General features: G+C 62.5%; 25 protein-coding genes. 15 read left to right on the top strand and 10 right to left on the bottom strand.

The features are described from left to right. Nucleotides 1–133 precede the first annotated feature (133 nt). Nucleotides 134–4,438: a DEAD/DEAH box helicase gene (locus JQF37_RS08030; RefSeq protein WP_130209744.1), complete on the bottom strand. Its 4,305-nt coding sequence runs from the start codon at nucleotides 4,436–4,438 to the stop codon at nucleotides 134–136. 204 nt (nucleotides 4,439–4,642) lie between these two features. Between JQF37_RS08030 and JQF37_RS08025 the strand changes: the two genes are divergently transcribed. Continuing rightward, nucleotides 4,643–5,527, top strand: a complete 885-nt coding sequence (locus JQF37_RS08025; RefSeq protein ID WP_103403396.1) for a sugar nucleotide-binding protein — start codon at nucleotides 4,643–4,645, stop codon at nucleotides 5,525–5,527. After that, nucleotides 5,520–6,449 (top strand): NAD-dependent epimerase/dehydratase family protein, encoded by a 930-nt coding sequence (locus JQF37_RS08020; RefSeq protein WP_130209746.1) that lies wholly within the window; start codon nucleotides 5,520–5,522, stop codon nucleotides 6,447–6,449. The genes JQF37_RS08025 and JQF37_RS08020 overlap by 8 nt, the downstream gene beginning before the upstream one ends. 140 nt (nucleotides 6,450–6,589) lie before the next feature. Here JQF37_RS08020 and JQF37_RS08015 read toward each other — a convergent pair whose 3' ends face one another. From JQF37_RS08015 to JQF37_RS07995, 5 genes are all read right to left on the bottom strand, one after another. Continuing rightward, a complete protein-coding gene (locus tag JQF37_RS08015; protein ID WP_130209748.1) occupies nucleotides 6,590–7,288 on the bottom strand; it encodes an OmpW family outer membrane protein in 699 nt (232 codons plus the stop codon). A 206-nt stretch (nucleotides 7,289–7,494) separates the two neighbouring features. Beyond that, nucleotides 7,495–8,013, bottom strand: a complete 519-nt coding sequence (locus JQF37_RS08010) for a DUF3299 domain-containing protein (protein ID WP_090466835.1) — start codon at nucleotides 8,011–8,013, stop codon at nucleotides 7,495–7,497. Nucleotides 8,014–8,024: 11 nt separating this feature from the next. After that, nucleotides 8,025–9,290, bottom strand: a complete 1,266-nt coding sequence (locus JQF37_RS08005) for an ABC transporter permease (RefSeq protein ID WP_047533894.1) — start codon at nucleotides 9,288–9,290, stop codon at nucleotides 8,025–8,027. 1 nt (nucleotide 9,291) lies between these two features. Continuing rightward, complete coding sequence (locus JQF37_RS08000) at nucleotides 9,292–10,002, bottom strand: ABC transporter ATP-binding protein (protein WP_130209750.1); 711 nt, start codon at nucleotides 10,000–10,002, stop codon at nucleotides 9,292–9,294. A gap of 135 nt (nucleotides 10,003–10,137) precedes the next feature. After that, nucleotides 10,138–10,722, bottom strand: a complete 585-nt coding sequence (locus JQF37_RS07995) for a DUF2796 domain-containing protein (protein WP_130209752.1) — start codon at nucleotides 10,720–10,722, stop codon at nucleotides 10,138–10,140. 136 nt (nucleotides 10,723–10,858) lie between these two features. On the opposite strand from JQF37_RS07995, the gene JQF37_RS07990 reads away from it, so the two are divergent. Beyond that, nucleotides 10,859–11,197, top strand: coding sequence for a hypothetical protein (locus tag JQF37_RS07990; RefSeq protein ID WP_130209754.1), 339 nt, complete (start codon nucleotides 10,859–10,861; stop codon nucleotides 11,195–11,197). Nucleotides 11,198–11,301: 104 nt separating this feature from the next. Here the strand turns inward: JQF37_RS07990 and trxA are convergent, their stop codons facing one another. The 3 genes from trxA to JQF37_RS07975 are packed head-to-tail and all read right to left on the bottom strand — an operon-like array spanning nucleotide 11,302 to nucleotide 13,346. Continuing rightward, nucleotides 11,302–12,174, bottom strand: a complete 873-nt coding sequence (gene trxA, locus JQF37_RS07985) for a thioredoxin (RefSeq protein ID WP_130209756.1) — start codon at nucleotides 12,172–12,174, stop codon at nucleotides 11,302–11,304. Nucleotides 12,175–12,228: 54 nt separating this feature from the next. Beyond that, a complete protein-coding gene (locus JQF37_RS07980; protein ID WP_130209758.1) occupies nucleotides 12,229–12,885 on the bottom strand; it encodes a 50S ribosomal protein L11 methyltransferase in 657 nt (218 codons plus the stop codon). Then, nucleotides 12,882–13,346: a YbaY family lipoprotein gene (locus JQF37_RS07975; protein ID WP_130209760.1), complete on the bottom strand. Its 465-nt coding sequence runs from the start codon at nucleotides 13,344–13,346 to the stop codon at nucleotides 12,882–12,884. Before JQF37_RS07975 ends, JQF37_RS07980 begins: the two co-directional genes overlap by 4 nt. Before the next feature lie 127 nt (nucleotides 13,347–13,473). On the opposite strand from JQF37_RS07975, the gene nrdR reads away from it, so the two are divergent. The 12 genes from nrdR (at nucleotide 13,474) to JQF37_RS07915 (ending at nucleotide 22,208) form a co-directional block, all read left to right on the top strand. Further along, nucleotides 13,474–13,938, top strand: coding sequence for a transcriptional regulator NrdR (gene nrdR, locus JQF37_RS07970; protein WP_003228656.1), 465 nt, complete (start codon nucleotides 13,474–13,476; stop codon nucleotides 13,936–13,938). Continuing rightward, nucleotides 13,935–15,068 (top strand): bifunctional diaminohydroxyphosphoribosylaminopyrimidine deaminase/5-amino-6-(5-phosphoribosylamino)uracil reductase RibD, encoded by a 1,134-nt coding sequence (gene ribD / locus JQF37_RS07965; RefSeq protein ID WP_130209762.1) that lies wholly within the window; start codon nucleotides 13,935–13,937, stop codon nucleotides 15,066–15,068. The genes nrdR and ribD overlap by 4 nt, the downstream gene beginning before the upstream one ends. A gap of 47 nt (nucleotides 15,069–15,115) precedes the next feature. Further along, on the top strand, nucleotides 15,116–15,781 hold the full coding sequence (locus JQF37_RS07960) for a riboflavin synthase (protein WP_008059524.1): 666 nt from the start codon (nucleotides 15,116–15,118) through the stop codon (nucleotides 15,779–15,781). 16 nt (nucleotides 15,782–15,797) lie between these two features. After that, nucleotides 15,798–16,889 carry a bifunctional 3,4-dihydroxy-2-butanone-4-phosphate synthase/GTP cyclohydrolase II gene (gene ribBA / locus JQF37_RS07955; RefSeq protein ID WP_130209764.1) on the top strand — a complete coding sequence of 364 codons (1,092 nt, stop codon included), beginning with the start codon at nucleotides 15,798–15,800 and terminating at the stop codon, nucleotides 16,887–16,889. Between the two features lie 91 nt (nucleotides 16,890–16,980). Beyond that, nucleotides 16,981–17,457: a 6,7-dimethyl-8-ribityllumazine synthase gene (ribE, locus tag JQF37_RS07950; RefSeq protein ID WP_003228649.1), complete on the top strand. Its 477-nt coding sequence runs from the start codon at nucleotides 16,981–16,983 to the stop codon at nucleotides 17,455–17,457. After that, nucleotides 17,454–17,954: a transcription antitermination factor NusB gene (nusB, locus tag JQF37_RS07945; protein ID WP_103403407.1), complete on the top strand. Its 501-nt coding sequence runs from the start codon at nucleotides 17,454–17,456 to the stop codon at nucleotides 17,952–17,954. The genes ribE and nusB overlap by 4 nt, the downstream gene beginning before the upstream one ends. 23 nt (nucleotides 17,955–17,977) lie before the next feature. Continuing rightward, complete coding sequence (gene thiL / locus JQF37_RS07940; RefSeq protein WP_130209765.1) at nucleotides 17,978–18,943, top strand: thiamine-phosphate kinase; 966 nt, start codon at nucleotides 17,978–17,980, stop codon at nucleotides 18,941–18,943. Continuing rightward, a complete protein-coding gene (locus JQF37_RS07935; RefSeq protein WP_047533863.1) occupies nucleotides 18,940–19,443 on the top strand; it encodes a phosphatidylglycerophosphatase A in 504 nt (167 codons plus the stop codon). The genes thiL and JQF37_RS07935 overlap by 4 nt, the downstream gene beginning before the upstream one ends. Nucleotides 19,444–19,486: 43 nt before the next feature. Next, nucleotides 19,487–20,224 carry a transporter substrate-binding domain-containing protein gene (locus tag JQF37_RS07930; protein WP_130209767.1) on the top strand — a complete coding sequence of 246 codons (738 nt, stop codon included), beginning with the start codon at nucleotides 19,487–19,489 and terminating at the stop codon, nucleotides 20,222–20,224. Nucleotides 20,225–20,374: 150 nt separating this feature from the next. After that, nucleotides 20,375–20,992, top strand: a complete 618-nt coding sequence (gene ribA, locus JQF37_RS07925; protein WP_047533858.1) for a GTP cyclohydrolase II — start codon at nucleotides 20,375–20,377, stop codon at nucleotides 20,990–20,992. Continuing rightward, nucleotides 20,989–21,408, top strand: coding sequence for an MFS transporter (locus JQF37_RS07920; protein WP_130209769.1), 420 nt, complete (start codon nucleotides 20,989–20,991; stop codon nucleotides 21,406–21,408). The genes ribA and JQF37_RS07920 overlap by 4 nt, the downstream gene beginning before the upstream one ends. After that, a complete protein-coding gene (locus JQF37_RS07915; protein WP_130209771.1) occupies nucleotides 21,408–22,208 on the top strand; it encodes a cobalamin-binding protein in 801 nt (266 codons plus the stop codon). The genes JQF37_RS07920 and JQF37_RS07915 overlap by 1 nt, the downstream gene beginning before the upstream one ends. Before the next feature lie 120 nt (nucleotides 22,209–22,328). On the opposite strand, the gene JQF37_RS07910 is transcribed toward JQF37_RS07915, so the two are convergent. Then, the gene (locus tag JQF37_RS07910) at nucleotides 22,329–24,212 is read right to left on the bottom strand and encodes a TonB-dependent receptor (RefSeq protein ID WP_130209773.1); all 1,884 of its coding nucleotides are present in this window, start codon (nucleotides 24,210–24,212) and stop codon (nucleotides 22,329–22,331) included. Nucleotides 24,213–24,315: the final 103 nt, after the last annotated feature.

The raw sequence follows: 24,315 nt of genomic DNA, 5'->3' as shown, positions 1-24,315 counted from the left end.
GGTGTGCGGAAAAATACAGGGATGAGCATTTGATATTTGCGTGCAGATCAAATATTGCCGCGACAACGGCAGCCCTGTGGCGAGGGCGCTTGCTCCGGGCGGCGTTCCGACGATGAGGCCAGCCCAGGCAGCACTAATGCCGGATCAGCTTGCCATGCACTTCCGCCATGGCCTGTTGATCCAGCTCCAGCCAGAAATGCGGTTTGCCGGCGATCTCGGCCGCGGCCGGCAAACCGTCGCGGTACACCAGCCGATTGCTTGCCAGTGCCGGTACTTTGGGACCGGGCAGCAGGGTGCCGGCGAGGTTCAAGGGATCGACGCCGCACACCGCGATCAAGCTGCCGTCATGGGGCCGGCGCCGGACTTCGCGCAACAGCGCAATCGCCTCGGGCAGGGCGAATTGCTCGCCCGCCAAGCCACTGACAAAGCGTCCGCCGCGAATCTCGCCCCGCGCTTCCAGTCGATGGAAGGTGCGCAGTAATTCGCGCCAGCTCGGCAACCAATCGGCCTCGCGTTCCAGCAGGCGCCAGAAAACGACGCCATAGCGACGCAGCAGGGTCATGGCGATGTGTTCCAGGGTCTCGGCAGGCGTGGCCGACGGCTGCTTGTTATCCACAACCGGCGCGACAGCCCCGCGCCGTAACAGCGCCCAGCGCCCGGCATCGTCCATACCGCCGACAAACGCGCCGCGCCCGCGACGGCTGCTGCGGTTCTGGCGTTTACTGGCCGGCGTGATCAGTGCCCGCAGTCCGGCGAAGCTGTCGGCGTTCACCAGTCCGGCGCCCACCAGTTCCTGCAAGGCAATTTCCAGCTCCGAGCGCAGCAGGTGGGCCTCGTGAATCAACTCATCGAAAAACAGCGCGCCATGCTGGCTGAGTGCGGCATGGACCTTTTGCGTTTTCGGCGACAGTTCACTGATCGGCGTTTGCTCGGTCAAGTCGCTCCAGAGCCCGACCCGATTGCGCGGCAGTAGCAGAATCGGCGTGCTGCGCAGCGCGGTGCCGGCGCTTTTGTTGCGCGCGGTGAGTCGGGTCCAGACCAGTTTGCCGCTGCGGCACAGGTCATCCAGCCAGCTCGGCGCATAGTCCTTGAGGCGTGCTGGCAGCAGGTCGCTGTCCCAGGCCGATGCGGCGCCGGGGTAGCCCTCGAACTGCGCGATGATCGTTGGCAACACCGCACTGCCCTGGCCCTGAGTGGCGCTGGATAAGTGCTGCCAGTCGAACAGGAACCGCATGAAATCCTGCAACGCCACCGGCTCGATTTCCCGGCGCAGGCGCTTGACCGTGTAGCGATGAATACGCGCCAGCAAATGACGCTCGCACCATTGTTCTTCGGTCGCGCCCGGCGTGAAGCGGCCGCGCAGCACATAACCTTCGCGTTCCAGTTGCGCCAGTGCCTGGGCAACCTGTGTCCCGGGCAAGCCGAGCGGATCGGCAATCGCCTTCAACGGTAACGGGCCAAAAGCGCTGAGCCGGGCGCGGATGACTTCAAGCACCGCATCGTCCGCGTCCCAGGCTTCATCAAATCCCGGCAGCGCCTCCAGTGCCGGCAGTACATCGGCCTGTGGATAAATCGCCCGCAGGCAGGTCAACCGTTCCCGTGCCAGCCACAGCGACGAGTCGAGGCGGCAGGCGCGGCCGCTGTCGGCCAGGGTGTTGAGCCAGTCGAGCCAGTTCGGGTTGGCCTGGGCTTCGGCTTCGGTGATGCAGGCCAGGCTCATCAATGCCTCGTGCATTTCATCGATACCATTGGGGGCAGGCCAGGCTTCTTCGCGTACGGCGGCAATCGCTTCGGCGTCCAGCGCGCCGAGGTCGTCGGTCGATTCCGGGTCGCTCCAGCGGCGGTTGAGCACCGCTTGCGTGCGGCGTTCTTCCAGCGGCGCATCGTCGAGAAAGGTGTAGGGGCGGGCGCTGAGAATCTCCGCCGCCAATGGCGAGGGTGCCGGCAGGTCGCGGCTGATCAGCCGGACCTCGCCGCGCTCCATGCGCCGCAACAGCGCGAGCCAGCCTTCGCTGTCCATGGCTTCGTGCAGGCAATCGTCTAGGGTTTGTTCCACCAGCGGATGGTCGGGAATGTCCCGCTCGCCGACGAGGTTTTCCACACAGGCGATCTGATCGGGAAACACGCTGGCGATCAGGTCTTCACTCTTCATCCGCTGGATCTGCGGCGGGACTTTTCGCCCACCGGAATAGCGTGGCAACGCCAGCGCCACCCCGGCATTCCAGCGCCAGCGCACGCCGAACAGCGGCGCATCGAGGACGGCTTGAATCAGCGTGTGCTCGGCGCTGTTGCTGTGCAGGTAACGCCACACGTCCTCCAGCTCAAAACTGTGGCTGGTGGACAACGACAACACGATGGCGTCTTCACTGGCGGCAGCCTGCAATTCGAAGTTGAAGGTGCGGCAGAAACGCTTGCGCAGGGCCAGGCCCCAGGCGCGGTTGATGCGGCTGCCGAACGGCGTGTGGATGATCAGTTGCGTGCCACCGGACTCGTCGAAAAACCGTTCCATCAGCAGTGTGTCTTGCGAGGGCAGGGCGCCGAAGGCCTGGCGCGCGCGGGCCAGGTATTCCACCAGTTGTTCGGCGCTGGCCAGGTTCAGGCCGAGTGTCTGGGTCAGCCAGTCGAGACTCGGCTGTAAATGACCCGGCGTAGCGCCGAGCAGTTCATCGAGTTGCGCTTGCAGGCGCGCGACGGCGAACGACAGTTCCGCGCTGCGCCCCGGCGCCTCACCGAGCCAGAACGGTATGGTCGGCGGTTGACCCTGGGCGTCCTCGACCCGGACCTTGCCGGTCTCGACCCGCAGGATCCGGTACGACGTATTGCCCAGCTGAAAAACGTCGCCAGCGATGCTTTCCACCGCGAAGTCTTCGTTGACGCTGCCGATGTTCAGCCCTTGCGGCTCCAGCAACACGCTGTAGTCGGCGTTGTCCGGAATGGTCCCGCCGCTGGTCACGGCCGTCAGCTTGGCTCCCCGGCGACCGCGCAGGCTGCGGGTCACCGCGTCGCGGTGCAGGTAAGCGCTGCGGATCCCCTGGCGACCGTTGTAGCCCTCGGCGAGCATCCGCAGCAGCGCCTGATAATGTTTGTCGTCGAGCGCGGCGTAGGGCGAGGCCTGGCGGAACAACGCCAGCAACGCGTCCTCCGGCCATTCCTGGCAACTGACTTCGGCGATGATCTGCTGCGCCAGCACGTCCAGCGGGGCCTCGGGGATTTGCAGGGTGTCGAGTTCGCCCCGGCGCACGCAGTCGAGCAGGGCGGCGCATTCGATCAGGTCGTCGCGGGTGGTGGCGAACAAACGGCCCTTGGGGGTGCCGCCGACCTGGTGCCCGGAGCGACCGACCCGTTGCAGAAAAGCCGAAATCGAGCGCGGCGAGGCGATCTGGCAGACCAGGTCGACGTCGCCAATATCGATCCCCAATTCCAGCGACGCCGTGGCGATCAGCACTTGCAGTTCGCCGCGCTTGAGCCGTTGCTCGGCATCCAGGCGAAACTCCTTGGCCAGGCTGCCATGGTGGGCGGCCACGGCGTCCTTGCCGAGACGTTCGCTCAAGTGACGGCTCAGGCGTTCGGCCAGGCGCCGGGTGTTGACGAAAATCAGCGTGGTCCGGTGTTCGCGGGCGAGAGCGGCGAGGCGGTCGTACACCAATTCCCAGACATCGTTGGCCATTACCGCTGACAGCGGAACTGGCGGCACTTCAATGTCCAGGTCCCGTGGGCGGGCGTGGCCGATGTCGATGATTTCGCACGGCCGGTCGCGGCCCACCAGGAAGCGCGACACCGCTTCGATGGGTTTCTGCGTGGCGGACAGGCCGATGCGCACCAGTGGCTCGGCGCAGAGCGCTTGCAGGCGCTCGAGGCTCAGGGCGAGGTGGCTGCCGCGTTTACTGGCGGCGATGGCGTGGATCTCATCGACGATCACCGTGCGCGTGGTGCCGAGCATTTGCCGGCCCGAATCGGAGCCGAGCAGCACGTAGAGCGATTCCGGAGTGGTGACCAGAATGTGCGGCGCCGTCTTGCGCATCGCCGAGCGCTCTTTTTGCGGGGTGTCGCCGGTGCGCACGGCCGTCGTGATCTGCAATTCGGGCAAGCCCAGCAGGCGCAATTGTTCGGTGATCCCGGCCAGCGGGTCTTGCAGGTTGATGCGGATGTCGTTGGACAGCGCCTTGAGCGGCGAGACGTAGACCACCAGGGTTTCGTCCGGCAGGCCTTCGGGCTGCTCCAGGCCACGGTGCACCAACTCGTCGATGACGGCGAGGAACGCGGTGAGGGTCTTGCCGGAGCCCGTGGGGGCGGCGATCAGGGTCGAGCGACGCTGGCGGATCAACGGCCACGCCCGGGCCTGGGCGGCGGTCACCGTCGCGAAGGTCTTGCTGAACCAGGCGCTGACGGCCGGGTGGAAGCCGTTCAGGGCACTGTCTGCGGGGATGGGCAGGTTCATGCCACAATTTATGCGGGTGGGGGGCGCAAGATGCAAGTACCGCTGGGGCGGCGCAGGCAGCCCAAATCCCGCACATCTACACTTTACGGATGACGGTTGCGCACTAAACCCGCAAAATGCAAGGATTCTGGCTACTTTCAACGACACCGCTCACGAGCGCTGTCGACAAACCCTCGTTCCAATCAGACTGGGCCTGCTGACTCTATGCGAATGCGCCTTATGTTACTGGGCGGCGGAAATGCCCTTGGGCAAGCGCTGATTCGCCTCGGTGCGGAAGAAGACATCGGTTTCCTCGCCCCCCGCCCACCGCAAGACGGCTGGGATGCCGCGAGCCTGACGCAACTGCTCGACGACACCCGCCCGGACGCGTTGATCAACCTCGCCTACTACTTCGACTGGTTCCAGGCGGAGACGGTCAGCGAACAGCGTCTGGCCGGGCAGGAGCGGGCGATCGAACGCCTGGCCGAACTGTGCCAGCATCACAACATCGTCCTGGTGCAACCTTCGAGCTATCGCGTGTTCGATGGCTCCCGGGCGACCGCCTACAGCGAAAAAGACGAACCGGTGCCGTTGGGCCTGCGCGGTCAGGCGTTGTGGCGTATCGAGCAAAGTGTGCGCGCCACGTGCCCGCAACATGTGCTGTTGCGTTTCGGCTGGCTGCTCGACGACAGTCCCGAGGGCACGCTGGGGCGTTTTCTCAGTCGCGCCGAACTGCCGGAAGAGTTGCTGATGGCCGACGATCGGCGGGGCAATCCGACCCCGGTGGATGACGCTGCCCGAGTGATCATCTCCGTACTCAAGCAGCTGGACTGCGCCGCGCCGCTGTGGGGCACTTACCACTACGCCGGGCATGAAGCGACCACGCCGCTGGCCCTGGGCCAGGCGATCCTCACCGAGGCACGGGCCCTGCATCCGCTGGCCATCGAAGCACCGACCGCCCAGGCTCACGCCGCGCGCCCGGACGCCGCTGAAGAACCGCAACACGCGGTATTGGCCTGCAAAAAAATTCTGCACACGTTCGGGATCAAGCCACGCGCTTGGCGTGCGGCCCTTCCGGGCTTACTCGACAGGTTCTATCGCCATGGCTGACGGCCCCGTTTTAATCACCGGCGGTGCCGGTTTCATTGGTTCGCATCTCGCCGATGCCTTGCTCGCCAAGGGCCATTCGGTGCGGGTGCTCGATGACCTGTCGACCGGCAAGCGCAGCAACCTGCCGCTGGACAATCCCAAGGTCGAGTTGATCGTCGGTGACGTCGCCGATGCCGCACTGGTCGCACGGGCGATGGCCGGTTGCAGCGCCGTGGCACACCTGGCGGCAGTGGCGTCGGTGCAAGCCTCGGTGGACGATCCGGTGAAAACGCACCAGAGCAATTTCATCGGCTCGCTCAATGTCTGCGAAGCCATGCGCCAGACGGGTGTCAAACGCGTGTTGTTCGCCTCCAGCGCGGCGGTGTATGGCAACAATGGCGAAGGTGAGCCGATCGATGAAGACACGCCCAAGGCGCCGTTGACCCCTTATGCATCGGACAAATTGTCCAGCGAACATTACTTCGATTTCTATGGGCGCCAGCATGGGCTGGAACCGGTGATTTTCCGCTTCTTCAACATCTTCGGCCCACGTCAGGACCCGTCCTCGCCGTATTCCGGGGTGATCAGCATTTTCAGCGAGCGTGCGCAGAACGGCCTGCCGATCACGGTGTTTGGCGACGGCGAGCAGACGCGCGATTTTGTCTACGTCGAGGATCTGGTCAGCCTGCTGGTGCAAGCCATCGAGAAACCGCAGGTGGACGTCGGCGCGGTCAACGTTGGCTGGAACGAGGCGACGAGCCTCAAGCAGATGCTGACGGCGCTCAAGGAAGTGATCGGCGAGTTGCCGCCGGTGAACTACGGCCCGGCACGCTCCGGCGACATCCGTCATTCACGGGCGAACAACCGGCGTCTGCTGGAGCGCTTTACCCGCCCGCAACAGACGCCGTTGAGTGTCGGACTGGCGCGATTGTTGGGACGCTGAGATTCAGCGAGCACAAAAAAGGCGCCCCTGGAGGCGCCTTTTTTGTGGCCGGATTTCGCTTCTGAGGCGAGTTAATTCCTGTGGCGAGGGGGCAAGCCCCTTCACCACAAAAGCCAGGTTCACCACCACGTGAACATCCGTTAGAACTTGTAACCCAGGCCCACCATGTAGATGAACGGGTCCACATCGACGTTGACGCGGGCACGGGTGCCCGGTGCCACGGCGTCGTTTTCCACGGTCGCGCGGGTATCGATGTCGATGTAGCGAAACTGGGCGTTGAGCATGATGTTGTCGGTGATCATGTAATCGGCACCGACCTGGAACGCCATGCCCCAGGAGTTATCTGCCTTGAAGTTGCTGAAGCCTTTGGCCTGGGCATCGCTGCTGACGTGTTCGTCGTAAATCCAGGTGTAGTTGATACCGGCGCCGACGTAAGGCTGGAATGCGGACTTCGCGTCCAGCGGGTAGTACACGACGCTGAGGGTCGGCGGCAGGTGTTTCAGCGAGCCGAGTTTGCCGTTCGCCGCACCCAGGGACGTGCCCTTGAGTTTGACGTCATGCTCGAACGGCGTGGCCGCGAGCAGCTCGATCCCCCAGTTTTTGGTGATCATGTAGGCAAAGTTGAGACCCAGCTGTGTGTCGCTGTTCAGGGTTGCCTTGCCCCCCAGATTGGTACCCGCCAACGGACCCTGATCGACTTTGACGCTCGAGCTGTCGTCTTTCGGGTTGACGGTGATTGCACCGGCACGAAGGATGATCTCACCGGCTTCGTGGGCGTGTGCGAGCGGGGCGGCGAGCGCGAGGGAGACCAGCGCGACGCTGAGCAAGGACTTGTTCATGGGGGCTCCAGAGGACGTTAAAAATGTTTGTAGTCCAATGGTAAACAGCCGTTTGATTCGGTCTTTTGACTCAGCTCAATGAAAGTTGGGTGTGCGGAATTTTGTTGGCGATTTTGCGGGCCTCTTCGCGAGCAAGCTCGCTGCCACAGGGTTGCGCGATTCCCTGTGGGAGCAAGCTTGCTGGCGATGGACGCAAAAAAAACGGTTCACTCCGGCAATTCATAGATGTAAATCTTGTCCGCCTCCATCTGATACCCGGCATCGGCCAGTTCGCTGGTGGAGGGTTTGACCTGCATCGCACCTTCGATCCAATACGGCTGATACAGCTCGTCGAGCTTCACGCCGACTTCGCTTTTGACATGCACGATCTGGTTCGAGGGCGGCGGCGGAACGTGGATGCAGGCGCCGAAATACGGCACCAGCAGAAACTCCGTCGTACGTCCTTCTTCGCTCACTTCCAGCGGCACGATGTAACCCGGCAGGCGAACGTTTTGCCCGTCAAGGGCCTTGACCACCGGCGCGTTGGGCATGTCCTGCCTGGCGGCGGGCGCGGATTCGGCGGACAGTGCGCTGCTCATCTGCGACATGTCGTGCAGTGGCGTCATGTTCGGCACTTCCGCCGGGGCGTCCGGCGGGATCATTTCCGACCAGGTCAGCTCTTTCGGCTCGGCCGCCCACAGGGGTAGGGCGACCAGCATCAACAGCGCAAGCAGAGCGCGGGGCATTTTCAACGTCCTCATAAACGGATCGACAGGCCATCGGCCAGGGATTGGCGATAAGCGCGCCAGGCCGGCACGCTGCCCATCAGCAGCGCGGCGATCAGAATGCCACCGAGCAGCGTCCATTCATATTCGCTTGGCCAGGTCAGCGGCAGAAACAGACCGTAATTGGCTTGCACGTAACCCTGGGCGGCAGCGATGCACACATACAGCAGCGCGACGCCGGCGACCACGCCGGACAATGCCAGGGCAAACGCCTCCAGCACCAGCAGCGTTGCGATGTGCCACGGCCGCGCGCCTACCGAACGCAGGATCGCCATCTCGCGGCGCCGCTCGTTGAGGCTGGTGAGAATGGCCGTGAGCATGCCGATCAGCCCGGTCAGCACGACGAACAACGACACCACGAACAGGGCTTTTTCCGCGGTGCCCATCAAGCTCCACAATTCTTGCAGGGCCACGCCCGGCAGGATCGCCAGCATTGGTTCGCCGCGGAACTCATTGATTTCACGCTGCAGGGCAAAGGTCGAAATCTTGTTGTTGAGGCCCAGCATGAACGCGGTGATCGCTTGCGGCGTCAGGTCCATGTTGCGCGCCTGATCGGCGCTGACCCGACCTTCGCCCCTGGCTGGCACGCCGTTGTGCCAGTCGATGTGAATGGCTTCCATGCCGCCAAGACTGATGTGCAGCGTGCGGTCCACCGGGGTACCGGTACGCTTGAGAATGCCGACCACGGTGAAGGGCTTGTCGTCGTGCTTGACCAGGCTGATCGCCGCGACACCGTGGGCCAGGACCAGTTTGTCGCCCAGTTTGTAATGCAGTGCATCGGCCACTTCGGCTCCGAGCACCACTTCGAACGGATCGGTGGCGAAGGCGCGACCGTCGGCCAGTTCCAGGTGCTGCTGGCGGCCGTACTGATAATGCTCGAAGTACGCTTCGGTGGTGCCCATCACTCGGTAACCGCGGTGCGAGTCGCCGAGGGACATCGGGATCGCCCACTTCACTTTCGGGTTGCTGGCGAAGTGTTCGAAGCTGTCCCAACGAATGTTGTTGGTGGCGTTGCCGATGCGGAACACCGAGTACAACAGCAAATTGACCGAGCCGGAGCGCGCGCCGACGATCAGGTCGGTGCCGCTGATGGTGCTGGCGAAACTGGCCTTGGCCTCGGTGCGCACCCGCTCTACCGCCAACAACAGGCAGACCGACAGGGCAATGGCGAACGCGGTGAGGATCGCGGTGAAGCGGCGGTTAGCCAGGCTGGCCATGGCTAGACGAAACAAATACATCTCAGACCTCGGACGGGGTGGCGGCACGATTGAGATCGGCCAGCGACAGGTGGCGATCGAACAGCGGCGCAAGGCTTTGATCATGGCTGACGAACAGCAGGCTCGATCCGGCTTCGCGGCATTCGGCGAACAGCAGGCGAATGAAGTTTTCGCGGGCGTCGTAATCCAGGGCCGAGGTCGGTTCGTCGGCGATCACCAGTTCCGGTTGGCCGATCAACGCCCGTGCGGCCGCAACCCTTTGCTGTTGGCCGATGGACAGCGAATCGGCGCGGCGACTGAGGATGCTTTCATCTTTCAAACCCAAATGTGCAAGCAACGTGGCCGCGGCCTGATCGATGCTGCCATGGCGCTGGATCGCCCGTTGCGCGCGCAACTTGGAGAAGTGGCAAGGCAGCTCGACGTTTTCGCGCACCGAGAGAAACGGCAGCAGGTTGAACTGCTGGAAGATGTAGCCGGTGTGATCGACGCGAAAGTGATCGCGGGCGCCGGCCGAGAGTTCGGTCAGTTCCTGGCCGAGCAGGCGGATACTGCCACGATTCGGTTTCTGCACACCGCCGAGCAGGCCGAGCAGGGTGGTCTTGCCGCTGCCGCTCGGGCCTTTGAGGAACAGGGTTTCCCCCGGCTCCAGGCGAAACGCCGGGATATCCAGCAACGGTGGGTGACCGGGCCAACTGAAGCCCAGGTCGGACAGTTCGATGAGTGCTTGGGTCATGGCGCCGATTTCAGTGGTGTTCATTAACCTGTGGGAGCGAGCCTGCTCGCGATGGCGGTGTAACAGTCAACACAGATGTTGAATGTTACGGCCTCATCGCGAGCAGGCTCGCTCCCACGTTTGATTTGCGGTGGATCAGAATTTCAGGGCAGCGGCCTTCGCCGTCACCTCGACCCCTTGTTGCCCGCTCGGGCCGATCAGTTGTATCTGAATTTTCTGGGTGGCCGGGAACGTGTTGAAGATATTCGCCAGATCCAGAGTCTTCAGCGCACCGGGAGTGGCGCAGGTGAAGCTGTAATGGGCGTGAATTTCGCTGTGGTCGTGATGATGTTCGTCCTTGGCGTCTTCGTCGTGATCATCATCAGCCTCCGGTTTGTCGCCGAACAGCGGGCTTTCCAGTTTCTGACTCGCCACTTCGCAACTGGCGGCTTTCGCCAGGGAGAACAGCGCCAGGGGCTTCTCCAGTTGGGCGCGGACGGTGGCCACCTTGGCCTTGTCGGCATCGGTGGTGGCGGTGTGTTCGAAGCCCACCAGGTTCATCGCCGGGCTTTCCAGCTCCAGCTCCAGGGTCTGACCATCCAGCACCGCGTTCAAGCGACCGACACCGTGTTCGTGGGCGCCGAGGCTACCGTGCTCATGGTCGTGGTCATGTTCGTCAGCCGCGTGGGCGACAGCCAGTGGCAACAAGGCAAACGGCAAAGCGAGCAGCAGACGACGCATGGGTGACACTCCGGAAAGTAAAATGAAAAATATGTTATGTAATCTTATAACGTAAGTGCGGAGAGTTTGACTGGCTGCTTGGCGTTGCACAAGTCCCATGGGAGCATGCCCGTCAGAAACAGGCGGGAGCAGACTCATGTTGCGAATTCGCGGAAGCATCGGCGACTGGCCGGTGGATTTGACGCTGGAGATGGATGACGCCGACTGGGCGCGGCTGGGGGCGCAGTTGACCGTGGAAAAAACCGAGGTCAATGCCGCGCCGGCCAAACCGCAGAATCAGGATGATGCGCTGTGGCAGATTGCCAGGGACTTATTGCGCAAGGCCGGGCAGTTGAGTGGGCCGGATCTGCTGGAGCAACTGGAAGGGCTGACCGGTAATGCGTCGGCGGGCAAACGCCTGTTGGTGCGTTTGCGCCATTGCCCGGACGTGAAGGTGGAGAGCGGCGGGGATACGCCGCTCTATCGCTGGTTGTAGGCGCGAGCTGGCTCGCGAAGGACGTCAATCCTGACGCGGGCTACCTGCATAACTGCGGCGCCCTTATGTCCATCGCGAGCAGGCTCGCTCCTGCAAGGTCGTGCTTAATAAAGGGCTGCAAACAACTTGCGACGGTAGGTGGTCACCAGCGGGTGATCGTTGCCGAGCAGTTCGAACACCTGCAGCAAAGTCTTGTGTGGCAAGCCTTCGCTGTAGCTGCGGTTGCGGATGAACAGCTTGAGCAGGCCATCCAGCGCCGCGTCGTATTGCTGGCGGGCCAGTTGCTGCACCGCCAGTTGATAGACCGCTTCATCGTCCTGCGGATTTTTCGCCAGGCGTGCCTTCAGCTCGGCGGCATCCGGCAAGTCCTTGGCCTGGCCGAGAAACTTGATCTGCGCCTTGGCGCCGGCCAATGCAGCCTTGTGTTCATCACTCTTGACCGCGTCGAGCACGGCTTGCGCCTCGCCCAGTTCACCGCGTTCGGTGAGGCAGCGGGCATAGAGGATCAGCGCCTTGGCGTTGGTGTTGTCTTCGCCCAGCAGCACTTTGAGGATGGCTTCGGCGTCGGCGAAGCGGCTGTCGTCGAACAGCGCCTGGGCCTGGTCGAACGGATCGGCCGCTGCGGGCGGCGGCATTTGCACGTGAGGTTCGAGCATCGCCCGCACGGCGGATTCCGGCTGCGCCCCGGCAAACCCGTCGACCGGTTGACCATCCTTGAACAGCACCACGGTCGGCAGGCTGCGAATGCCGAAACGGGCAACGATGTCCTGTTCGATGTCGCAGTTGACCTTGGCCAGCAGCAACTCACCCTGATAACTCTCGGCAATGGTCTGCAGCATCGGCATCAGCACTTTGCACGGCGCACACCATTCGGCCCAGAAATCCACCAGCACCGGTTTGTGGAAAGAATTCTCGATCACCGACTGGTCGAAGTCGGCAGTCGTGGCGTCGAAGATGTACGGCGTTTCCTGGCTCATGGGGGATCTCGTAGAAGCGTGAATGGGGCAACTATACGGCCTGGCGCTACGCTTTCAAGCGCGCCGCGCATGGTAAAGGCTCACATGCCGAAACTCTTCCGGCTCCGCCAGATCCGGCAGGGTCATCGCTTCAAGCATTTCGATTCGGCGATACAACGGATGGCGAAAATCCCGGACTCGCGAATCGGCCACCAGCGCCTCCTGGCCACGACTCAGGAACTCATCGAGTAGCGGCAGGTTCGCCCGGTCGTACAACACATCGGCGACCAGGATCAGATCAAAGCGATCGGCTTCGGCGAAAAAATCCGTCGAGTAGTGGAGCTGCACGTCATTGAGTTCGGCATTCGCCCGACAGGCGGCAATCGCCAGCGGGTCGAGGTCGCAAGCCACCACTTCCAGCGCTCCGGCCTTCACCGCCGCAATCCCGGCCACGCCGGAGCCTGCGCCGAAATCCAGGACTCGTTTGCCTTTGACCCACTCAGGGAATTGCGCGAGATAGCGGGCTACCGCCAAGCCACTGGCCCAACAGAAACACCAGTAAGGCGGTTCATGCAGAATCCGCCGGGTTTCTTCCGGGGTGAAGGCGCGGTCCATGTTGTCGCCATCGATCAGCCACAGCTTCAGCTCGGTGCCCGGCAGCTTGCAGTCGACCAATTGCGCATCGCCAAGCAATTCCCCCAAGGCCCGTTGCAGGTCGAGCGGAGCACTCATGGGGCTTTGACGAATTGCAGTTGGCCCAGCACCCGGGTATTCGGTTGCGTGATCAGCTGCGCCGGCAGATGCAGGATCAGCTGGCCGGACTGGCTGGCGCGGCCGCGCAGTTCAACCCGGGCACCGGCCGGGAAGGATTCCGGATTGAAGCGCAGGTGGAAGGGCAATACCTGGTTGTTGCCGATCAGGCTCGAATTGGCGAGTAACTGTTGCGGACGGCCTTTTTCGTCGATCACCAGCAGCGCCAGTTCGACTTCGGCGCCTGCCGGCACACCTTGCAGGGTGCCGCTCAGTTCACGTTGATACGCCGGCAGCGGACCGAGGTTGGCCGACTCCCTGGCTTTCTTCTGCGCCTGCTCCGGCGCGGGGCCTGGTGTCGGTGGCTGGGTTTTGGGCGCATCGCTGCCGCAAGCCACCAGCAGGCTGAACAGACTGAGCAAAATGAGCGGTCGTAACGACATTGGCAGCTCCGTAAAGGTAAATTCCATGGATCGATAGATCATGGCGTCTGTATACCGCAAACCCTATGGCTTGTCTTGCCACGGGGATGCGCTACCATGGCCCTCCCTTTTTTTGTTGCCTGCCACCATGCACTGTCCCTTCTGCGGTGCCAACGACACCAAGGTCATCGACTCGCGTCTGGTCGCCGAGGGCGAACAGGTGCGCCGCCGGCGTGAATGCCTGGCCTGCGGCGAGCGATTCACGACGTTCGAGACCGCCGAACTGGTGTTGCCGCGCCTGATCAAAACCGACGGCAGTCGTCAGCCGTTCGACGAAGAAAAACTCCGCGCCGGCATGCAGCGCGCGCTGGAAAAGCGCCCTGTGAGTGTAGAACGCCTGGAGTCTTCGCTGGTGCACATCAAACACAAACTGCGTGCCACCGGCGAGCGCGAGGTCAAATCCCTCGTCGTCGGCGAACTGGTGATGGCCGAGCTGCAGAAGCTCGACGAAGTCGCCTACATCCGTTTCGCCTCGGTGTATCGCCGCTTCCAGGACCTCAACGAGTTCCGCGAAGAGATCGATCGCCTGGCCCGTGAGCCGGTGAAAGAATGAGCGTGCCTGCCGAACAAGCCATCCTCGACGCCCATTTCATGGCCCGTGCCCTGGAACTGGCGCGCAAAGGTCATTACACGACGCACCCCAATCCCCGGGTCGGTTGTGTGATCGTGCGTGACGGGCAGATCGTCGGCGAAGGCTGGCACGAACGCGCCGGCGAACCCCACGCCGAGGTCCACGCCTTGCGCGCCGCCGGTGAACTCGCCCGTGGCGCCACCGCTTACGTAACCCTCGAACCCTGCAGCCATCATGGCCGGACACCGCCCTGTGCCGACGCACTGGTCAATGCCGGTGTGGCGCGGGTGGTCGCGGCGATGCAGGACCCGAACCCGGAAGTCGCCGGTCGCGGCCTGCAACGCCTGGAACAGGCCGGCATCGCCACTGAAAGCGGTGTGCTGGAAGGCGAGGCGCGCAAGCTCAATCAAGGCTTCCTGAAACGCATGGAACACGGCTTGCCGTTCGTGCGGGTCAAGTTGGCCATGAGCCTCGATGGCCGCACGGCGATGGAAAACGGTGAAAGCCAATGGATCACCGGTCCGGCCGCGCGTTCGGCGGTACAACGCCTGCGGGCCCAGGCCAGTGTGGTGTTGACCGGTGCCGACACGGTGCTGGCGGATAACGCCCGCTTGACCGTGCGTGCCGATGAGCTGGGGCTGGACGCGGAGCAAACCGCACTGGCCATGAGCCGTCCGCCACTGCGCGTGCTGGTGGACGGTCGTCTGCGCGTGCCGCTGGATGCGCCATTCTTCAGGGCCGGGCCGGCGCTGGTCGCCACGTGCATGGCGGTGGAAGAGCAATACGCCAACGGCCCTGAGTGCCTGATCGTGCCGGGCTACGATGGCCAGGTCGATCTGCGCCAGTTACTGGTCGAACTGGCCGCTCGCGGAGTCAACGAGGTGTTGGTCGAGGCGGGGCCGCGTCTTGCCGGGGCTTTTGCCCAGCAAGGTCTGGTCGATGAGTTTCAGATCTTCATGGCCGGCAAGTTCCTGGGCTCCTCGGCGCGCCCACTGCTGGACTGGCCGCTCGCGCAAATGAAAGACGCGCCAGCGCTCAAAATTATCGAAATTCGTGCGGTTGGCGATGACTGGCGAGTCACTGCCATTCCTTTGCCAGCAGCGAGCGTATAATTTCCGGCCATCGCTACTGCGCTGGCTCTGTTCTCGAGGAGAACCCCATGTTCACCGGCATTATCGAATCCATCGGCAGTATTCGCGCATTGACCCCAAAAGGCGGAGATGTGCGGGTCCATGTAGAAACCGGCAAGCTCGACCTGAGCGACGTCAAACTGGGCGACAGCATTGCGGTCAACGGCGTGTGCCTGACGGCGGTTGAATTGCCGGGCAACGGCTTTGCGGCCGACGTCAGCCGCGAAACCCTCGACTGCACCGCCATGAATGACCTGAAAAGCGGCAGTCCGGTCAATCTGGAAAAAGCCCTGACTCCGACCACTCGCCTTGGCGGGCATCTGGTCAGCGGGCACGTCGATGGCGTGGGTGAAGTGGTTGCCCGCACCGAGAATGCCCGTGCCGTGGAGTTCCGTATCCGCGCACCGAAAGAACTGGCCAAGTACATCGCCCATAAAGGCTCGATCACCGTCGACGGCACCAGCCTGACCGTGAACGCGGTCGATGGCGCCGAGTTCCTGCTGACGATCATTCCGCACACCTTGAGCGAAACCATCATGGCGTCGTACCAGCCAGGTCGCCGGGTGAATCTGGAAGTGGACTTGCTGGCGCGTTACCTGGAGCGCCTGTTGCTCGGCGACAAGGCCGCAGAGCCTACGGCTGGCAGCACCATTACTGAAAGCTTTCTGGCCGCCAACGGCTACCTCAAATCCTGACTCAAGGGGGTGCCTTGTGGCGCTCAATAGCATCGAAGAACTGGTTGAAGACATCCGCCAAGGCAAGATGGTCATCCTCATGGATGACGAAGACCGCGAGAACGAAGGCGACCTGATCATGGCCGCCGAGTGCTGCAAGCCCGAGCACATCAACTTCATGGCCAAGCACGCCCGTGGCCTGATCTGCATGCCGATGAGCCGCGAGCGCTGCGAGCTGCTGAAGCTGCCGCTGATGGCGCCGCGCAACGGTTCCGGTTTCGGCACCAAGTTCACCGTTTCGATCGAAGCGGCCACCGGCGTGACCACCGGCATCTCCGCCGCCGACCGTGCCCGCACCGTTCAGGCTGCGGCCGCGAAAGACGCCAAGGCTGAAGACATCGTCAGCCCTGGCCACATCTTCCCGCTGATGGCCCAGGCCGGCGGTACGCTGGCTCGCGCCGGCCACACCGAAGCCGCCTGCGACCTGGCGCGCATGGCCGGTTTCGAGCCGAGCGGCGTGATCTGCGAAGTGATGAACGACGACGGCACCATGTCCCGTCGCGCGGAACTCGAAACGTTCGCTGCCGAACACAACATCAAGATCGGCACCATCGCCGACCTGATTCACTACCGGATGATCCACGAACGTACCGTTCAGCGGATTGCCGAGCAGCCGCTGGACAGCGAACTGGGCCAATTCAACCTGGTGACCTATCGTGACTCCGTGGAAGGCGACGTGCACATGGCACTGACCCTGGGCAATGTCTGCGCTGATGAACCGACCCTGGTCCGCGTGCACAACATGGACCCGCTGCGCGACCTGCTGATGGTCAAGCAACCGGGCCGCTGGAGCCTGCGCGCCGCCATGGCTGCGGTTGCCGAGGCCGGCAGCGGCGTGGTGCTGTTGCTCGGTCACCCGCTCGATGGCGACGTGTTGCTGGCGCACATCCGCGAAACCGCAGACCACGCGGCCGTGAAAAAACCGACCACCTACAGCATTGTCGGTGCCGGTTCGCAGATCCTGCGTGACCTCGGTGTGCGCAAAATGCGCCTGATGTCTGCGCCGATGAAATTTAATGCGATATCCGGTTTCGATCTGGAAGTTGTAGAATACGTGCCCTCCGAATAATGACCGGTTGTTTCCGGCCTTGAATTCGCGGTTCAAATATCACTGAGGGGCGCGTAGAAGACGCGTCCCGGCTCTTTAAGAGATCTAACGAATGACCCTGAAGACCATCGAAGGTACCTTCATCGCCCCTAAAGGCCGCTACGCTCTGGTAGTGGGCCGTTTCAACAGCTTCGTCGTTGAAAGCCTGGTCAGCGGTGCAGTTGATGCCCTGGTTCGCCATGGCGTGAGCGAAAGCGACATCACCATCATCCGTGCGCCTGGCGCCTTCGAAATCCCGCTGGTTGCGCAGAAAGTCGCTCAGAAGGGTGAGTTCGCGGCAATCATCGCCCTGGGCGCGGTCATTCGTGGCGGTACTCCGCATTTCGAATACGTGGCGGGCGAATGCACCAAGGGCCTGGCCCAGGTGTCCATGGAGTTCGGCGTTCCGGTTGCCTTCGGCGTCCTGACCGTTGATTCCATCGAGCAAGCCATCGAACGTTCCGGCACCAAGGCCGGTAACAAAGGTGCTGAAGCTGCCCTGTCCGCTCTGGAAATGGTCAGCCTGCTGGCGCAGTTGGAGGCCAAGTGATTAGCGACGAAAGCGATCGTTTCAACCCGCGCGATCCAAAGCCTGCGGATGCCGGCAAGCCATCGAAAAGCGTCAAGCGTCGCGAAGCCCGTCAGCTCGCGACCCAGGCGCTGTACCAATGGCACATGGCCAAACAGTCGCTGAACGAGATCGAAGCGCAGTTCCGGGTCGATAACGATTTCAGCGATGTCGATGGCGCTTACTTCCGCGAGATCCTCCACGGGGTTCCGCAGTTCAAGACCGAAATCGACACCGCACTCAAGCCTTGCCTGGACCTGACCATCGAAGAGCTCGACCCGGTTGAACTGGCGGTTCTGCGTCTGTCCACCTGGGAACTGCTCAAGCGCGTCGACGTACCGTACCGCGTTGTGATCAACGAAGGTATCGAACTGGCCAAGGTCTTCGGTTCCACCGACGGCCACAAGTTCGTCAACGGTGTGCTCGACAAACTGGCCCCGCGTCTGCGTGAAGCTGAAGTGAAGGCGTTCAAGCGCTAACCTGCGCTTGAACTGCCATTGCCATGGGTGAGTTTGAGCTGATCCGCAATTTCTTCGCCGCCGCGCCTTGTGCGCAGGGCGGCGAAGGCGTTGACCTCGGGATCGGTGACGATTGCGCCTTGCTGGCTGTTCCCCCGGGGGAGCAGTTGGCGATTTCTACCGATACGCTGGTGGCCGGTGTGCATTTCGCCGACCCTTGCGATCCCTTTCTGCTCGGTCAGCGCTCGCTGGCCGTGGCCGTCAGTGACCTGGCCGCCATGGGCGCCACCCCCATTGCCTTTACCCTTGCCCTGACCTTGCCGACGGTGACTGCCGATTGGTTGCAGGCCTATGCCCGCGGTTTGAACCGGATGGCGCAAAGCTGCGGCGTGGCACTGGTGGGCGGTGACACCACCCGCGGGCCGTTGAGCATGACCATGACCGTGTTCGGGCGCGTACCCAACGGGCTGGCCCTGAGCCGCAGCGGCGCGCAACCGGGCGACTTGTTGTGCGTCGGCGGTGAACTGGGCAATGCCGCTGGCGCCTTGCCTCTGGTGCTCGGCGAGCGCACTGCCGAACCTGCGATCGCCGATCCGCTGCTGGCGCACTATTGGTCGCCGCAACCGCAGTTGGCGCTGGGCCAGGCATTGCGTGGCAAGGCAACGGCGGCGCTGGACATCTCCGACGGCTTGCTCGCTGACTGTGGGCATATTGCGCTGGCCTCGAAGGTCGCCGTTCAGGTCGAGCGCGATCGCTTGCCGTTGTCCGGGGCCCTGGTCGCTTTACTCGGGCAGGCGGGGGCGCAGAACGCGGCCCTCAGCGGTGGCGATGATTATGTATTGGCTTTCACGCTACCGTCCGTCGAGTTGCCGCCATTGCTGGCCGAAGGCTGGCCGATTCATGTGATCGGGCGGATTGTGGCGGGGCAGGGCGTGACGCTGCTCGATAGCGATGGGCAAGACATCACCCCGCAAACCCGGGGTTATCAACATTTTCGGGAGTCACCGTGACAGATCATCCCAAACAGGTCCCGGCGGAAGTCGTACCGCCGTCGGTCTGGCGCAACCCGTGGCATTTCCTGGCGTTCGGCTTCGGCTCGGGCACCTTGCCAAAGGCCCCCGGCACCTGGGGTTCATTGGTTGCGCTACCCTTTATCCCGTTGTGGCAGATGCTGCCGGACTGGGGGTACTGGCTGATGCTCGGCATCACCATGCTGTTCGGCTTCTGGCTGTGCGGCAAAGTCGCGGACGACTTGCGGGTGCACGACCATGAAGGCATCGTCTGGGACGAAATGGTCGGCATGTGGATCACCCTGTGGCTGGTGCCGGAAGGCTGGCAGTGGTTGCTGGCGGGTTTCCTGATGTTCCGTTTCTTCGATATTCTCAAGCCGTGGCCGATTCGCTGGATCGACCGGCATGTGCACGGTGGCGTCGGGATCATGCTCGATGACGTGTTGGCGGGTGTGTTTGCGTGGCTGGCCATGCAGGGGTTGGTATGGATTTTCGCCTGACCTGACCGTGGAGGTCATGAGGCACCAAGTGGGAGAACTAAGGATGGCTCTACACAGGTTGATGGTAATGGTGCTTGCCGTGTTTTGCTCCCTCGCCCAAGCGCAGGAGGTCGTGGCGCCGCCGTCGGTCATTCACCTGGCCAGCGAAGATTGGGAGGACTATACCGCCGCCGACGGCCATGGGCTGGGCTGGGACGTGCTGCGACAAGTCTTCGAACCGGCAGGCGTCAAGCTCGATATCCGCACTGAACCCTACCTGCGCTCCGTAGGCCTGGCCGAGCGTGGCGAGGTCGACGCCTGTGTCGGTTCCTATCGCGACGAATCCAGCGAGCTGCTCTATCCCCGCTGGAACTTCGATACCGATCACATCTACGCCCTGGGGCTGGCCAGCAGCCCGGTGCCGACCCCGGAAACCCTGGGCAATTATCGGCTGGCGTGGGTTCGTGGCTACGACTACCAGGATTACTTGCCCAATGTGCGTCATTACGACGAAGTCATCCGGCGTACCGGTATCGTGTCGATGCTGACCCACAACCGTGCCGACTTCTATATAGACGCGTTGACCGAGGTCGATTACGTCGTCAGCCGCGCCAAGGATCCATCGCAGTTGCGCCGCACCCATATCGCAGAACTGCCGCTGTATCTGTGCTTCGCCAAGACCCCGCAGGCCCGTACGCTGATGGTGTTGTTTGACCAGCGCATGGAACAACTGGTGAAAAGCGGCGAGCTCAAACCCATCTTCGAACGCTGGAAACAGCCTTATCCGTTTGACGAAAATTGAAGGGCTGACACCTCACGGGAGCTGTGTCGTCAGGGGGCATATCAAACTTTTTGATCGTTATCCCCGATAATTCAGCCTAAGCGTCATCCGGAACCTGCTGTTACAATGCCCGACTGCGAATCTTCAGACTTTTAGATCAGGAGCACACAGGTGCCTGTCGTTTTTGTCGCCGCTTGCAAGCTGCCAACGCCTTTTGCGCAATTCACCATGCATGGCTTCCTCGATGAAGCCACCGGCCGTGAGCACGTTGTGCTGAGCCTGGGCGAGATTGCCGACGGTGCCCCGGTACTCGGCCGGTTGCACTCCGAATGCCTGACGGGCGATGCCTTGTTCAGCCAGCGTTGCGACTGCGGCTCGCAACTCGAAGCCGCGTTGCAGGCGATTGCCCGCGAAGGCCGGGGCGTATTGCTGTACTTGCGTCAGGAAGGCCGTGGCATTGGCCTGCTGAACAAGATCCGCGCCTATGAGCTGCAGGATGGCGGTGCCGACACCGTTGAAGCCAACGAGCGCCTGGGCTTTGCCGCCGACCAGCGCGACTACGCCATGTGCCTGCCGATGCTGGAACACCTGGGCGTGAAATCCCTGCGTTTGATGACCAACAACCCGCGCAAGGTCAAAGCCTTGACCGAGATGGGCATCGTGGTCGCCGAGCGCGTGCCGTTGCACACCGGTCATAATCCGCACAACAAACTCTACCTGGCGACCAAGGCCAGCAAGCTTGACCACATGATGGGCAATGAACATCAGGGCGAGGTAGACCGGGCGTGACCCGCGGTCAGGTGCGGCGGCGACTGTCCGTCAACTGGTGGCAATACCTGGCGCTGGCCTTGTTGCCGCTGTTCGTGATCAACGGCGTGTTCGGCCAGAGCGAAGCGATCTTGCCGGTGCTGGCGATGCCGTTGTTCATCGCCGGTGTGGCTTCGATGTTTGTCAGCCTGAAGTTTTTCGGTGTTTACAAGCACGCCTTGATCGCCACCCAGAAAGCCCTCGATACCCCTGAAGAGCCTGCCGCGTGGATCAGCCTGGCGGCCAAGCGTCGCACAGCCTTCCTTGTCGCCGCCCTGCCGGCATGGATTGGTGCCCTGGCCGTGTTCGTCGGTCTCGAAGCCGTGCCGCTGGTGCTGCTGGGGCTCTCGACCACGGTGCTGTTCTACCTCTACCGCATTCCGCGTCAACTCGGCTGATGCATGCGGCCTGGCTGGCGGTTCTGCTGCTGGCCGTCATCGGCTCGGTGGCGGCGGTCGAACGGGTCGTCAGTCTTGCGCCATCGCTCTCTGAAATTGTTGTCGAACTGGGTTCAGCCGACCTGCTGGTGGGGGTGCTGAATGCCGGTGAGCGTCCCGCTGAAATCCAGGACTTGCCTTCCGTTGGCCGCTACGGTCAGTTGGATATGGAGCGGCTGCTCAGCCTCAAGCCCGACTTGCTGCTGCTCTGGCCCGGCAGCGTCGGCCCGGCCCAGCGTGAACAACTCAAAGGCTTGAACATCCCGACCTTCGTCGCCGAGCCCCATAACCTGGAACAGCTTGCCGCACAGATCGAGGCGATTGCCGCTCAGCTCGGTCGAACAGAGCGCGGCGCTTCATTGGCCACGGATTTGCGCCGACGACTGGATGAACTGCGTCAGCGCTATCGACGGGATACGCCGTTGCGAGTGTTTTATCAGGTCTGGGACCGACCGCTGTACACCATTGGCGGCGAGCAGATCATCAGTGACGCGCTGGAAGTCTGTGGCGCAGAAAACGTATTTGCCGATCTGAAGTTGCCGGCACCTCAGGTCAGCGTGGAAGCAGTGTTACAGCGCAATCCGCAAGTGATTCTGGCTGGCGATCAGGCGCAGCTCGATGCGTGGAAGGCGTGGCCGCAGGTGGCGGCGGTGGCGCAGGGAAAGTTGCTGTTGGTAGAGGATAAAGGGCTGGAGCGGCCGAGCGGCCAGATGATCAACGCGACAGCCAGGCTTTGCCAGTTGATCGCACCTGATCGCTGAGACCGGGGCGCCTGCCATCGCGAGCAAGCTCGCTCCCACATTGGATTGGAGCACACCGCAGATCTCTGTGGGAGCGAGCCTGCTCGCGATGAGGCCAACCCGAACACCGCTCATTTCAGATCAGATCTGCGGGGTCCACGTCACCCCGAACATCCAGGTTTGGTCTTCCTCTCGATACCCATACTGACTGCCTTCATGGCTGTACAGCACCCGGCTGTAGTCCTTGTCCAGCAGGTTATCGACTTTCAACTCCAGCTTGATCTCGTGATTGAGTTCCCAACTGCTGCGCAACCCCAACAAGGCATAGCCACCCAAGGGTTGTTGATTGTTCAGGTCGTCATAACTTCCGCTCACCGCTTGCCAGCTGGCGCCGAGGCCCAGGCGGTCGAACTGCCGGTCCAGGTCCAGGCTCAAGGTGCGCCGGGCACGCCGCGCCAGGGTATGGCCCGTGTCGCGATCGCGAGGGTCAATGATCGCTACGCCGAGGTTGCTCTGCCAGCCGAACAGCTCCTGTTTCAACGCCGCTTCAAAGCCGTTGATCCGTGCCGAAGCCACGTTCTGCGGGCGCGAGTTGCTGCCGAAGATGATCGCGTCTTCCAGGTCCGTGCGGTACAGCGAGGCTTCCAGGCGACTGTCCTGCGTCAACTGACTGCGCCATTGCAGCTCATAGCTCTTTGACGTTTCGGGTTTCAGGTCGGGGTTGCTGAAGTCCGGGTAATACAGGTCATTGAAGGTCGGTGCACGGAAGCCTTCGCTGTAGCTCAGCAGGACCTCGTTGTCCGGGTTCAGCGGCAGCGTGAAGGTGCCGCTCCAGCTGTTCTGGCCGCCGAACTGCTGATTGTCATCGTGACGCAAGCCCAGTTCGGTGGAGAAGCGGTCTGTCTGGTAGCGGTGCTGGATGAACGCCGCGCGGTTCCAGCGACTGTCTTCGTTGAAGTCCGTGCTGCTGTTGATCCGGTCTTCGTACCAGTCGCCGCCGAGGATCAGGCTGTTGCGCTCGTTGAGCTTCAGATCGTTCTGCCAGGTCAGCGAGTCGCGATAGGTGTTGAACACGCTGCGCTCGTCGCTGAGTTTGTCGAGGGTCTTCTCGCGGTTTTCGCTGTGGCCGAATTCGAGGCGGGTTTTCCAGAGGTCATTCACTCGCGCATCGAGGTAACTGCTGACACTGCTCACGTCGAATTCGCTGTAGGGCTGTTGCTGCACCGACTCGAATGTCGCCAGGTCGAAGCGGCCAAACGGGTTGTCGAACGCGCTTTTGCCACGGTTATCCAGCAGGTTGGCGCCGATTTCGATGTCGTCGGTGAGTGCGTGGCTCAGGCTCAGGCTCAGCGACTTGTTGCGGTATTCATCGTGATCGCCATCGCTGGGATACGACTCGCGGGTGCGGTTGATCCCGGCGGTTTCATCAAGGCTGGTGCCAAGGTTGAAACGGGTGCGTTCATCGCCACCGGACAGGCCGAGGCTGCGCTCCCAGGTCTGGTGGCTGCCAAAGCCCATGTGCAGGCGCGGTTGCAAGCCTTGCTCGCCGCCGCGACGGGTGAAGATCTGGATGACGCCGCCAATCGCATCGCTGCCGTAAATCGCCGAGCGAGAGCCTCGCAGCACTTCCAGGCGCTCGACCTGCTCGATGTTGATGTGTTGCAGGTTGCTGTCACCGGAGGTCGAGTTGCCGATCCGTTGGCCGTCCACCAGCACCAGGCTCTGGGCCGATTGAGTGCCGCGAATGTACACCCCCGGCAAACTGCCACGACCACCGGTTTGCGCCACTTGCACGCCCGGCACTCGACGCAGCAGATCGGTGACGCTGTCCGGTTGCAGGCGGTCGATGTCTTCGCGGGTGAACACGGTGTTGGCGGCGCTGCTGTCATTGCGCGCTTCGACCTGGCGGTTGGCGCTGATCAGCACGTCGGGCAGTTTCAGGGCTTGATCGCGTTCGAAAGTGTCAGCGAGGGTATTGGCGGTGGGTAGCAGAAACAGGGGCAGGGCGACGCGGGCAAACTTCATTGATAGTCCGATGGTGCGTTAAGGCAAGTACAGTTTTGAGAGCCCACAAAACACTGTGGGAGCGGGCTTGCCCGCGAAGGCGTCGGTACAGCCAACATTGATG

This window comes from Pseudomonas sp. MIL9 (assembly GCF_016887925.1).
Classification (GTDB): domain Bacteria; phylum Pseudomonadota; class Gammaproteobacteria; order Pseudomonadales; family Pseudomonadaceae; genus Aquipseudomonas; species Aquipseudomonas mohnii.
The sequence above is the reverse complement of the archived record's forward strand: the minus strand, read 5'-3'. Positions and strand labels throughout refer to the sequence as shown.